The sequence below is a fragment of the Pseudomonas sp. LFS074 genome, from assembly GCF_047978165.1.
Lineage (GTDB): Bacteria > Pseudomonadota > Gammaproteobacteria > Pseudomonadales > Pseudomonadaceae > Aquipseudomonas > Aquipseudomonas putida_P.
In genome coordinates this window covers 3914425-3924791 of sequence record NZ_JBFPFV010000001.1, presented here as the reverse complement: position 1 = coordinate 3924791, position 10367 = coordinate 3914425, and the positions used below count along the sequence as shown (strand labels likewise).

Below are 10367 nucleotides of genomic sequence, written 5' to 3'. Positions count from 1 at the left end.
CAGCATGGTTGAATCGTTGGACAAGATACTGAAAGAAGCGGCTGCCGAATCCGATCGTAGGACAGCGCATGGCTGCCTGCTGACGCCCGAAGTTGGCGCTCACCGATGGGTACGCAGCCATTCGTCCGCCACGTCGCCCATGGTCAACGGCGTGCCACTCTTGATCCAGGCCATGAAGGTGCGGTCGAACCTGAACGCCGGCCCACACTCGCTGAGCAGAAACTGACGCACCTTCTGCGTGTTGCGGTAATGTTTGTCGAGCACAGTGGTGCGGGTTATCGGCCCGGCATGCCAATCGAAACTCATGGTCTGTTCCTTGACTACAGAGAAGGCAAAAAGCCCGTAGATGATCATCTACGGGCTTTGTGTATGTTCGAAATGATCTGCCTTTAGGCTATCAACCTTCGAACTGGATCACCATGCGCCCTTTGATCTTGCCCTCCAGCATCTCGTCAAAGATCTGGTTGATATCCTCGATCGGCCGCAGGGTCACCTTGGGTACCACTTTGCCTTCAGCGGCAAACTGGAACGCCTCCTGCAGGTCCTGGCGTGTACCTACCAGCGAGCCCACCACTTCGATCCCATCCAGCACCAGGCGGGGAATGTTCAGGTCCATGGATTCCGACGGCAGCCCGACGGCAACCAGTCGCCCGCCAGCGCGCAAGGCATCGACGGCCGAGTTGAAGGCGCCTTTGGCCACGGCGGTAACCACGGCAGCGTGGGCGCCACCGGTCTTGGCCTGGATAACCTTCGCGGCGTCTTCGTTGAGTGGGTTGACGACCAGGTCCGCGCCCATCTCGCTGGCGAAGCGCAGTTGCTCTTCGTTGACGTCGATGGCGATCACTTTGGCGTTGAATACGTTCTTGGCATATTGCAGGGCCAGGTTGCCCAGGCCGCCGAGGCCGTAGATGGCGATCCATTGCCCGGGGCGGATGTTGGAGATTTTCACCGCCTTGTAGGTTGTGACGCCGGCGCAGGTAATGCTGCTGGCGGCAGCGGAGTCGAGGCCGTCGGGTACTTTGACCGAATAGTCGGCTTGTACGATGCAAGCCTCGGCCATGCCGCCGTCCACGGTATAGCCGGAGTTCTTCACTTCGCGGCACAGGGTTTCGTTGCCGCTATTGCAGTACTCGCAATGCCCGCAACCTTGATAGAACCAGGCAACGCTGGCGCGGTCGCCTGGCTTGAGCGAGGTGACGCCGGGGCCAACTTCCTGGACTACGCCAATGCCTTCGTGGCCCAGTACTACACCGGTCTTGTCACCGAAGTCGCCATTTTTCACGTGCAGGTCGGTGTGGCACACACCGCAGCATTGCATCTTCAGCAGCGCTTCGCCGTGCTGGAGGGGGCGCAGGGTTTTCTCTACCACGTCCACGCGCCGGCCTGGTGCAACAACAGCAGCTTTCATAAGAGCCTCCGTGTCTATCCGATGTGAGCTTGGGTTATCGCTGGAACAGCATAGACCTTGCCTGGCCGGGCAAAACTGCTTCAGGTCATGGGATGGGCAGTTGCCTTGAGCAAACTGCAGTAGCGGGGAGGGGGCGCAAGCCCTTCGTCAAAAAAAAGAAAAGCCCGCGGCAATGATGCGGCGGGCTGCAAGAACGTACGGAGCAGGATCAGTGTGCCCATGCGGATGTCGACATTTCGTGAAGGTCAGGTCATGAGGCTGTCATCCTCTGGGCCGAAGTTTGCTTCGCCATAAAAAAGCCCGCCATGACAGGCGGGCAAAGACGTTTGAAGGGAGAGCCTGCAGGCTGCGCCTGGCCGGTTAACCCAGGATTAAGCGACAACGCATTGACCCGACATCCTGATCAGCCTATATAGGCGTGCCATAACCCTTGGAGCCAGCATGCACGACGAAGACGACCTGCACGAACCCGAGCACGATCACCTGCTCGACCACGAATTTCTCTACGACGATGTGGAGCACGAGGCAGATGCCCAGGGCGCCGAGGATGAGGTGGAAGAAGACGAGGAAACGCTGGATGACCTCGATGACGAAGAGCGCGATCACCCAGCTTGGTTCGATGATTGCGACGACGACTGAGTCAGCGACCGTCCACCGAGAAGCGCCCTGGGCCGCTGACCGCCAGCAGCAGCAGGCCGCCCATGATGGCCATGTTCTTCAGAAACTGAGTCATGTTGGCGCTGCGTTCGGGGTCGACCATGTTCCAGAACGGGTGGCCGAGCAGCGCCGTGCCCAGCACGAACAGCGCGAACAGAAACGCCAGCGGCCGCGTGTAGAAGCCGAGGATCAGCAGGATGGCGACGACGAACTCCATGATGACGGCAATCGCTGCCGCCAGCATCGGGGCAGGGGCGCCCAGCGAGGTCATGTAGCCGACCGTGCCATCGAAGCCGGTCAGCTTGGCCCAGCCTGACAAGACGAACAGGATCATCAGCAGTATGCGGGCGATGAGCATGATGATGTCACGTTGACCATCGAACAGGGAGTAGCGCATGGCGGCGTTCCAGTAGAGGGTACTAGCTCCACTCTAGCAGCTGCGTAACACATTGCTGGCAGGCAGCAAAAAGGCGCCGCAAGGGCGCCTTTTCAACGAAATTTGGTGCGAGTGGCGGGACTCGAACCCGCAAGGCTCACGCCGACAGATTTTAAGTCTGCTGTGTATACCAATTCCACCACACTCGCACGCTTGAAGGGGTCGCAACGACCAGCTCGCTTCCAGGCAGAAGGGCTTCGCAATCAAGCGCGCTTTATAACCCATCGTTATAGTTGAGTCAACTGCAGCACCTAAGATCATCAGAAAGAAGGGGCGATCGAATGGGCAATTGACACCTTGCTGTCATTACGCCACTGTTGCCTCTTTATTGGATCCAAGAGTGTTCAGCGATGACTCAGCGCCAAGCTGGCGAGCGTATCGTGCGTCCACGGTTATTCTGGCGACTGTTGTTCGCCCTGGTGGTCGTGCTGGGTGCGTTTCTTTACATCAGCCTGCTCAGCCTGGGCGGTTATTTGTTAATGCTGGGCTTCGATGCGGAGCATACTCAGCAGCAGCGTCTTCTGGCCCTGGCCTGCGGTGGCTTGATCATGCTGGTCGGCCTGTGGCTTTTGAGAGTGGCCATGCCGCGGCGCATCAGCCCGGTGCTGGTCGAAACGGAACGCTGACCGCCTGTCGTCGCACGGCTGCTCATTGATGGGTACGCTGGGCTACGCTCATCCTGTCCCCCTGCTGTGCCAGTGGAGTTTGCATGGTTTCAGCTGATTGCCTCGACCACCCCGTCATGCCTGCCCACCGCTATGAACAGTTGGTTCAGTCGGTGGTGGACTACGCCATCTACATGCTCGACCCCTCCGGCCATGTGGTGTCGTGGAATGCCGGCGCGCAACGAATCAAGGGCTACCGTTCCGATGAAGTGATCGGCAAGCATTTCTCGTTGTTTTTCACCCCGCAGGATTGTGCTGATGGCCGCCCCGAGCGCCTGCTGCGCCAGGCGCTGGAGCAGGGCGTGGCGCAGGACGAAGGCTGGCGGGTGCGCAAGGACGGTACGCAGTTCTGGGCGTTGGCTGCGCTGGATGTGATCCGCGATGACAATGGCCAGATCGTCGGCCTGGCCAAGGTGACCCGCGACATAACCGATCGCCGAGAGTCGGCGTTGCAGCTGGACGCGGTGCGCGCCCAGCTGTTCCAGGCGCAGAAGCTTGAAGCCCTCGGCCAGTTGACCGGTGGCCTGGCGCACGACTTCAACAACATGCTCACCATCATCATCAGCTCGGCCCGTCTGGCGCTGGCCACCCAGGACCCGCTACGCGCCCAGCGCATGCTGCAGCACATCCTCGATGCCGGTCAACGCGGCACTGAGCTGACCCAGCAACTGCTCAGCTTTGCCCGCCACCGCAAGCTTGATGTGGCCAGTGTTGCCCCGGCAGACCTGGTGACCGCTACCCGTGGTTTGCTTGAGCATGCACTACCCAGCTCGATCGAGCTGAACGTGCTGCTGCAACCGGACCTGCCGTTGATCGAGGTGGATGCCGGGCAACTGCAAATGGTCTTGCTCAACTTGTTGTTCAATGCCCGTGATGCCATCGCCGGTCAGGGCCGGATCGGCCTGACGGTCGATGTGGTCGAGCTGGCCGGCGAGGTTGAAGCGTTGCATGGCAACTTTGTGCGTTTCAAGGTGGAAGACAGCGGTGAAGGCATACCCGCCGAGGTATTGCCACGTATCTTCGAGCCATTTTTCACCACCAAGCCGTTTGGCAAGGGCACGGGCCTGGGGCTTAGCCAGGTGTATGGCTTCGCCCGGCAGAGTGGCGGCGCCATTTGTGTCGACAGCGAGCCTGGCCGGGGAACTTGCATGCAACTGTACTTGCCAATGTATCAGGAGCAGACGGATAGCCCACTCGACAGGTAGACAACATGGCACAGGCACTCAGGCGGCTGGTAACGGGGATCGATGGGCTCGACGCGTTGCTCAAGGGCGGCCTGGTGGCCGGTGCTTCCTACATCATCCAGGGGCCGCCGGGAGCGGGCAAGACCATCCTCGCCAACCAGCTGGCCTGCGGCCATGTGCGGGGCGGTGGTCGGGTGCTGGTGGCCACCTTGTTGAGTGAGTCGCATGAGCGCTTGTTTCAGTACCTGTCCACCCTGGACTTCTTCGACCCGGCGTTGGTCGGCGACCAGATCCAATTCGTCAGCGCTTTCGACACCCTTGAGCAGGATGGGCTGGACGCCGTGGTGCGGCTGCTGCGCCAGGAAATCGCTCGGCAACAGGCAAGCCTGCTGATCGTCGACGGCGTGCTCAATGCCCGGGTGCGTGCGGAAACGGCGCTGGACACCAAAAAGTTCGTCTCTGAATTGCAGGGCCATGCGGCCTTCGCCGGCTGCACGGTACTGCTGCTGACCAGTGCCCGGCTGGACGAGGGCAGCCCGGAGCACACCATGGTCGATGGCGTGATCGAGCTGGGTGAGCAGCTGGTGGGCAGCCGCGCCGTGCGCCATGTGCAGCTGCGCAAGACGCGCGGCAGTGCGGCACTTTCGGGGCGTCACGAATGCCGTATCGATGAAGCAGGCATGCACGTCTACCCACGCCTGGAAGCGTTGTTCAGCCACCCCAGCCATCTGGGCAGCGGCACATTGGCGCGCATCAGCAGCGGTGTGCCAACCTTCGATGAAATGCTCGGCGGCGGCCTGGCCACGGGCTCGGTTAGCCTGTTGATCGGGCCTTCGGGTATTGGCAAGACGTCATTGGGCCTGGCCTTTCTAGGGGCCAGCACCCCGCAGGCGCCAGGGTTGCATTTTGGTTTCTACGAAACGCCTGAACGCCTGCGTAGCAAGGCAGCGTCGCTGGGTTACGATTTTGCCGCGATGGAGCAGGGCGGTAGCTTGCAGCTGTGCTGGCAGCCAACCACCGAGGGCTTGCTGGACCAGGTCGGCGCGCGGCTGCTCGAGCGTGTTGCAGCGCAGGGCAGCAAGAGGGTGCTGATCGACAGCCTTGGCGCATTCAGCCGCCTGGCCATCGACCCGACGCGGCTCAATGCGTTTTTCCGCGCGCTGGCCGGTGAGCTGCGCGCGCGCGATGTCAGCGTGATGCTCACCTGGGAAATGCGCGACATCTTCGGCTCGGAAATCAGCGCCCCCGCGCCGGATCTGTCGAGCATCGTCGACAACCTGATGCTGTTGCGCTTTGTCGAGCTGGACTCGCAACTGCGGCGCATGCTGTCGATCCTCAAGGTGCGTGACAGCCACCATGACCCTGCCTTGCACGAACTGCTGATCGGGCCGCAGGGCATTACCTTGCGCAAGGCGTTCGAAGGCGCCTGTGGTGTGCTCTCGGGAACGCCGACGCCGCAGGGGAGTGGGTGACGGACGGGCCGATGAACACGATCCTGATCGTCGATGACGAGTACCTGATCGCCGATATCCTCGGCTTTGCCCTGGAGGACGAAGGTTACCTGGTGGAAAAGGCCAGTAATGGCTGCAAGGCGCTGGAGGCGCTGAAGGAAAAGCGCGTGCAACTGGTCATCACCGATTACATGATGCCGCTGCTCAATGGTGAGGAGCTGGTGCGTGCGATGCGCGAGGACCCGGCGTTAAGCGAGTTGCCGGTCATTCTCATGAGCGGCGCGCAGGCCAGCCAAGGATGCCCGGCCCTGTTCGCCGCCATATTCGACAAACCATTCGACATGGATGAGATGATCGCCAAAGTGCGTCAGTTGCTGGGCACCTGAGGCTGGCGGTCGAGCGCTTCCATGCACCCCTCGAGGAGTTTGGGCTCAGTGCGAGTCGTCGTGCTTCTCCGGGGCTGGGCTGCCGGCCTGGATGCGCTTGAAGATTTCTTCGCGATGGACCTGGACATCTTTAGGTGCATCGATACCGATCCTCACCTGCATCCCTTTGACGCCCAGAATGGTGACTTTGATGTCATCGTTGATGACGATGCTTTCGCCAACCTTACGGGTGAGTATCAGCATGTAGTTCTCCTTGGTGATGTAAAAGTCCGCAGGGCTAGTTGCCGCAACGGCGGGAGCTTGTCCCTCTTCCTTCTCATTAAAGACGCTTTCGGCGGATAGTAATTCCCCGACAGACAAATTCTGTTGCGTGTCTTCAGTTGCAGGTGCCGACGCAAACCGTCAACGGTTTGTCGGCCAAGGTGCTCGATGGCAAGAATAGGGGGCTTGGCGGCTAATGGGAAATTTCTTCGCATCATGGGCTGAATAGACACTCTTAATCGCCGTCCTGTTCCTCGAGTACCTGAAGAAACAGCAGCAAGGCCACTTCCTCGGGGTCCAGGCCTTTGCGCACGCGGCTCTTGGGCAATTGGGCCAGACGTCCCTGGGCATAGTGCTCCAGCACTGCCGGATGGATGTAGCAGCGTCTGCACACTGCCGGCGTATTGCCCAGGCGCGTGGCGACCTGGCGGACTATCGCGGCGACCTGGCGTTTGGCTTCACTCTCCGGTTCCCAGGCCAGGGGTTTGAGCAGGTCCAACGCCAGGCTGCTGCCGGCCCAGGTGCGGTAGTCCTTGGCGGTGAAGTCTGCGCCGGTCAACTGCTGCAGGAACTGGTTGACCTCGCTGGAGCCTACGCTGTGGCGCTGGCCGTCTTCGTCCAGGTATTGAAACAGTGTCTGGCCAGGCAGCTCCATGCAGCGTTTGAGCAGGCTGGCCAGGCGTCGGTCGTTGAGGGTGACGTTGTGTTCGACGCCACGCTTGCCGCGAAATTGAAAGCGAATGGTGCTGCCTTTGACCTGCACATGGCGGTTACGCAGGGTCGTCAGGCCATAAGACTGGTTGTCGCGCAGGTAACGCTGGTTACCAATGCGGATCAGGGTGTGGTCCAGCAGGCTCACCACCAATGCCATGACCTTTTCCCGGTCCAGCCCTGGCCGCGCCAGGTGGGCTTCCAGTTGCGCGCGCAGCTTTGGTAGTGCCTGGGCAAAGGCCAGCATGCGCCCATACTTGTGTTGGTCACGCAGTTCGCGCCACTGCGCGTGATAGCGGTACTGCTTGCGGCCACGGGCATCGCGACCGGTGGCCTGCAGGTGGCCCTGCGGGTCGGCGCAGATCCATACATCGGTGTAGGCCGGGGGAATCACCAGCGCGGCGATGCGCGCCAAGGTGTCGCTGTCGCGCACCCGCTGGCCGTCGGCATCCAGGTAGATGAAACGGTCGCGCCAGCGTCGCCGGGTCATGCCTGGCTGGCTGTCGTCAACGTAGTGCAGGGTGCGTGGCAGGGGGCAGTCGAGCATCAGGGGCTGGCCTCGATCAAGTCACTGATCAGTGGACAACAGCCGTGCGAAGGATGCTCAGCCCAAAAGGGCCACCGACTTGATCTGGGCGAACAGTACCTGGCCCGTGTGCAAGCCGAGCTGGTCTGCCGAGAAGCGGGTGATACGTGCAAGCAAGGCATTGCCACCGGCATCCAGGCTGACCAGTACATGCGCCGGGTTGGCCGCCGGGCGGCTCTCGCGCACACATACTGGCAGGCGGTTGAGGATGCTCGATGTGCTGTCGGCCGTCAGCGCCAGGCTGACGTCCCGGGCCTGTACCTTGACCCGCAGCGTGCTGCCCATCACATGCGCCGGGTGAGCAATGCGCAGCAGCGGCCCGCTGCTGCCGGGCAGGCGCAAGTCGAGCAGGTCGTAGTGCGGGTCATGCCCCACGACCATGCCTTCGAACACCACGCCGGCATCCTCGCCCTGGGCCAGCGACAGGTCGAGGCGCGCCAGGGTTTGGCCAATCGGGCCGCTGGCGACTGCCTGGCCTTGCTCCAGCAACACCAGGTGGTCGGCCAGTCGCGCTACTTCATCCTGGGCATGGCTGACATACACCAGGGGGATGTCCAGTTCGTCGTGCAGGCGCTCCAGGTACGGCAGGATCTCGCGCTTGCGCGGCCCGTCGAGGGCCGCCAGCGGCTCGTCCATCAACAGCAGCCTTGGGCTGCTGAGCAGGGCGCGAGCAATACCCACGCGCTGCGCCTCGCCGCCCGACAGGGTTGCCGGGCGGCGTTCCAGCAAGTGCCCGATACCTAGCAGCTGGCACGCCTGGTCGAGGCTGACCTTGCGCTCAGCGGCGGCTACCCGGCGCCAGCCGAACTCCAGGTTGCCGCGCACCGACAGGTGCGCAAACAGGCTGGCCTCCTGGAACACATAGCCCACTGGGCGCAAGTGGGGGGGCTGGAAGTAGCCACGGGTGCTGTCTTCCCAGACTTCGCCGTTGACTTCGATGTACGCGCTAGCAGCGCGTTCCAACCCCGCCAGACAGCGCAGGCAGCTGGTCTTGCCAGAGCCGGAGTGGCCAAACAGCGCGCTGATACCGCGCCCAGGTAGGTGCAGGTCGACGTCCAGGGTAAAGTCGTCGCGCGCCAGTTTCAGGCGCGCCACAATCGATGCGGTCATTTCAGCTCCAGCCAGCTTTGCCGCGGCGTCCGGCGTACAGCAGGAGCAGCACCAGGAAAGAGAACACCAGCATGGCACCGGCCAGCCAGTGGGCTTGCGAATACTCCATGGCTTCGACGTGATCGAAGATTTGCACCGAGACCACGCGGGTCTTGTCGGGGATGTTGCCACCGATCATCAGCACCACGCCAAACTCGCCCACGGTATGGGCGAAGCCGAGGATGCTGGCAGTGACGAAGCCGGGGCGGGCCAGCGGCAGTACCACATGAACGAAGGTGTCCCATGGGCTGGCGCGCAGCGTCGCGGCGACTTCCAGCGGCCGCTGGCCGATCGCGCCAAAGGCATTTTGCAGCGGCTGCACCACGAACGGCATGGAATACACCGTCGAGCCGATCACCAGGCCCGTGAAGCTGAACACCACGCTACCCAGGCCCAGCGCCTGGGTAGCCTGGCCGAGCCAGCCGTGTGGGCCGAGGGCGATCAGCAGGTAGAAACCGATCACCGTTGGTGGCAGCACCAGGGGCAATGCCACCACCGCCCCCACCGGCCCGCGCAGCCATGAGCGCGTGCGCGCCAGCCACCAGGCGATGGGTGTGCCGATAACCAGCAGGATCAGGGTGGTCAGGCTGGCCAGTTTCACGGTCAGCCAGATGGCACCTAGGTCACTGGCATCCAGTGGCATCAGAGTTCATAACCGTAGGACTTGATCACCGCTGCGGCTTTCGGGCCTTTGAGGTATTCGACCAGTGCTTTGGCGGCCGCATTGTCCTTGCCTTTGTTGAGGATGACGGCGTCCTGGCGGATCGGGTCGTGCAGGTTGGACGGCACGATCCAGGCCGAGCCATTGGTCACCTTGCCGTCCTTGTAGATCTGCGACAGGGCGACGAAGCCCAGCTCGGCGTTGCCGGTGGAAACAAACTGGAAGGCCTGGGTGATGTTCTGGCCTTCGACAATCTTGCCTTTGGTGGCTTCGGTGAGCTTCAGCTTGTCCAGTACCTGAGTGGCGGCCAGGCCGTAAGGTGCCGCTTTCGGGTTGGCGATGGACAGGTGTTTGTATGCGTTCTTTTTCAACACTTCACCCTTGGCATCCACGTAGCCTTCCTTCGCAGACCACAGGGCCAAGGTGCCGATGGCGTAGGTAAAGCGCGAGCCGGGGACGATTTCCTTCTCTTCTTCAAGCTTCTTCGGGGTGCTGTCGTCGGCGGCGAGGAACACTTCGAAGGGTGCGCCGTTCTTGATCTGGGCGTAGAACTGCCCGGTGGCACCGTAGGCAGCGACCAGTTTGTGTCCGGTGTCTTTCTCGAAGTCTTTGGCGATGGCCTGGATGGGGGCTGTGAAGTTGGCTGCGACCGCGACCTGGACTTCGTCGGCCCAGGCAGTGTTGAAGGCGAACAGGCTGGCCAGGGCAGTGAAGGCCAGGTGGGACGGGCGGATACGCATGAAGACAGCTCCTTGGGGTTATCGTTATGTCCTGAACTATATAGCGATAAGCCATTTGCCGGGAAGAGGCCA

At 61.8% G+C, this 10367-nt stretch carries 13 protein-coding genes and 1 tRNA gene; 5 read left to right on the top strand and 9 right to left on the bottom strand.

Annotation, left to right across the window (positions count from 1 at the left end; translation table 11 throughout):
• Positions 1 to 99: 99 nt before the first annotated feature.
• Both ACNQP3_RS17860 and adhP read right to left on the bottom strand, forming a co-directional pair.
• Positions 100 to 306 (bottom strand): DUF6434 domain-containing protein, encoded by a 207-nt coding sequence (locus ACNQP3_RS17860; RefSeq protein WP_264316298.1) that lies wholly within the window; start codon positions 304 to 306, stop codon positions 100 to 102.
• Between the two features lie 91 nt (positions 307 to 397).
• The gene (gene adhP / locus ACNQP3_RS17855) at positions 398 to 1408 is read right to left on the bottom strand and encodes an alcohol dehydrogenase AdhP (RefSeq protein ID WP_012273161.1); all 1011 of its coding nucleotides are present in this window, start codon (positions 1406 to 1408) and stop codon (positions 398 to 400) included.
• 441 nt (positions 1409 to 1849) lie between these two features.
• Between adhP and ACNQP3_RS17850 the strand changes: the two genes are divergently transcribed.
• Positions 1850 to 2047, top strand: a complete 198-nt coding sequence (locus tag ACNQP3_RS17850; RefSeq protein WP_012273160.1) for a hypothetical protein — start codon at positions 1850 to 1852, stop codon at positions 2045 to 2047.
• Between the two features lies 1 nt (position 2048).
• On the opposite strand, the gene ACNQP3_RS17845 is transcribed toward ACNQP3_RS17850, so the two are convergent.
• Together ACNQP3_RS17845 and ACNQP3_RS17840 are read right to left on the bottom strand one after the other, a co-directional pair.
• The gene (locus ACNQP3_RS17845; RefSeq protein ID WP_264316297.1) at positions 2049 to 2462 is read right to left on the bottom strand and encodes a DoxX family protein; all 414 of its coding nucleotides are present in this window, start codon (positions 2460 to 2462) and stop codon (positions 2049 to 2051) included.
• A gap of 103 nt (positions 2463 to 2565) precedes the next feature.
• Positions 2566 to 2650, bottom strand: a tRNA-Leu gene (locus ACNQP3_RS17840).
• Positions 2651 to 2851: 201 nt separating this feature from the next.
• On the opposite strand from ACNQP3_RS17840, the gene ACNQP3_RS17835 reads away from it, so the two are divergent.
• The 4 genes from ACNQP3_RS17835 to ACNQP3_RS17820 all read left to right on the top strand — a co-directional run bounded on the left by ACNQP3_RS17835 (position 2852) and on the right by ACNQP3_RS17820 (position 6187).
• Positions 2852 to 3127, top strand: coding sequence for a hypothetical protein (locus ACNQP3_RS17835; RefSeq protein ID WP_012273158.1), 276 nt, complete (start codon positions 2852 to 2854; stop codon positions 3125 to 3127).
• 83 nt (positions 3128 to 3210) lie between these two features.
• Positions 3211 to 4371 (top strand): two-component system sensor histidine kinase NtrB, encoded by a 1161-nt coding sequence (locus tag ACNQP3_RS17830; RefSeq protein WP_264316296.1) that lies wholly within the window; start codon positions 3211 to 3213, stop codon positions 4369 to 4371.
• Between the two features lie 5 nt (positions 4372 to 4376).
• A complete protein-coding gene (locus ACNQP3_RS17825; protein WP_264316295.1) occupies positions 4377 to 5822 on the top strand; it encodes an ATPase domain-containing protein in 1446 nt (481 codons plus the stop codon).
• 11 nt (positions 5823 to 5833) lie between these two features.
• The gene (locus tag ACNQP3_RS17820; protein ID WP_012273155.1) at positions 5834 to 6187 is read left to right on the top strand and encodes a response regulator; all 354 of its coding nucleotides are present in this window, start codon (positions 5834 to 5836) and stop codon (positions 6185 to 6187) included.
• 45 nt (positions 6188 to 6232) lie between these two features.
• Here ACNQP3_RS17820 and csrA read toward each other — a convergent pair whose 3' ends face one another.
• From csrA to modA, 5 genes are all read right to left on the bottom strand, one after another.
• Positions 6233 to 6430, bottom strand: coding sequence for a carbon storage regulator CsrA (gene csrA / locus ACNQP3_RS17815; RefSeq protein ID WP_004375914.1), 198 nt, complete (start codon positions 6428 to 6430; stop codon positions 6233 to 6235).
• Positions 6431 to 6683: 253 nt separating this feature from the next.
• Positions 6684 to 7706: a DNA topoisomerase IB gene (locus ACNQP3_RS17810; RefSeq protein WP_012273154.1), complete on the bottom strand. Its 1023-nt coding sequence runs from the start codon at positions 7704 to 7706 to the stop codon at positions 6684 to 6686.
• Positions 7707 to 7763: 57 nt separating this feature from the next.
• Positions 7764 to 8855, bottom strand: coding sequence for a molybdenum ABC transporter ATP-binding protein (gene modC, locus ACNQP3_RS17805; protein WP_264316294.1), 1092 nt, complete (start codon positions 8853 to 8855; stop codon positions 7764 to 7766).
• 1 nt (position 8856) lies between these two features.
• Positions 8857 to 9537 carry a molybdate ABC transporter permease subunit gene (modB, locus tag ACNQP3_RS17800; protein ID WP_016487935.1) on the bottom strand — a complete coding sequence of 227 codons (681 nt, stop codon included), beginning with the start codon at positions 9535 to 9537 and terminating at the stop codon, positions 8857 to 8859.
• Positions 9537 to 10295, bottom strand: coding sequence for a molybdate ABC transporter substrate-binding protein (gene modA / locus ACNQP3_RS17795; protein ID WP_012273151.1), 759 nt, complete (start codon positions 10293 to 10295; stop codon positions 9537 to 9539). Before modA ends, modB begins: the two co-directional genes overlap by 1 nt.
• Positions 10296 to 10367 lie beyond the last annotated feature (72 nt).

Coding starts and splice junctions, on each gene's coding strand:
- ACNQP3_RS17850 (WP_012273160.1), top strand. CDS start 1,850: ATGCACGACGAAGACGACCTGCACGAACCCGAGCACGATCACCTGCTC.
- ACNQP3_RS17825 (WP_264316295.1), top strand. CDS start 4,377: ATGGCACAGGCACTCAGGCGGCTGGTAACGGGGATCGATGGGCTCGAC.
- ACNQP3_RS17810 (WP_012273154.1), bottom strand. CDS start 7,706: ATGCTCGACTGCCCCCTGCCACGCACCCTGCACTACGTTGACGACAGC.
- ACNQP3_RS17845 (WP_264316297.1), bottom strand. CDS start 2,462: ATGCGCTACTCCCTGTTCGATGGTCAACGTGACATCATCATGCTCATC.
- adhP (WP_012273161.1), bottom strand. CDS start 1,408: ATGAAAGCTGCTGTTGTTGCACCAGGCCGGCGCGTGGACGTGGTAGAG.
- modB (WP_016487935.1), bottom strand. CDS start 9,537: ATGCCACTGGATGCCAGTGACCTAGGTGCCATCTGGCTGACCGTGAAA.
- modA (WP_012273151.1), bottom strand. CDS start 10,295: ATGCGTATCCGCCCGTCCCACCTGGCCTTCACTGCCCTGGCCAGCCTG.
- csrA (WP_004375914.1), bottom strand. CDS start 6,430: ATGCTGATACTCACCCGTAAGGTTGGCGAAAGCATCGTCATCAACGAT.
- ACNQP3_RS17860 (WP_264316298.1), bottom strand. CDS start 306: ATGAGTTTCGATTGGCATGCCGGGCCGATAACCCGCACCACTGTGCTC.
- ACNQP3_RS17820 (WP_012273155.1), top strand. CDS start 5,834: ATGAACACGATCCTGATCGTCGATGACGAGTACCTGATCGCCGATATC.
- modC (WP_264316294.1), bottom strand. CDS start 8,855: ATGACCGCATCGATTGTGGCGCGCCTGAAACTGGCGCGCGACGACTTT.
- ACNQP3_RS17830 (WP_264316296.1), top strand. CDS start 3,211: ATGGTTTCAGCTGATTGCCTCGACCACCCCGTCATGCCTGCCCACCGC.
- ACNQP3_RS17835 (WP_012273158.1), top strand. CDS start 2,852: ATGACTCAGCGCCAAGCTGGCGAGCGTATCGTGCGTCCACGGTTATTC.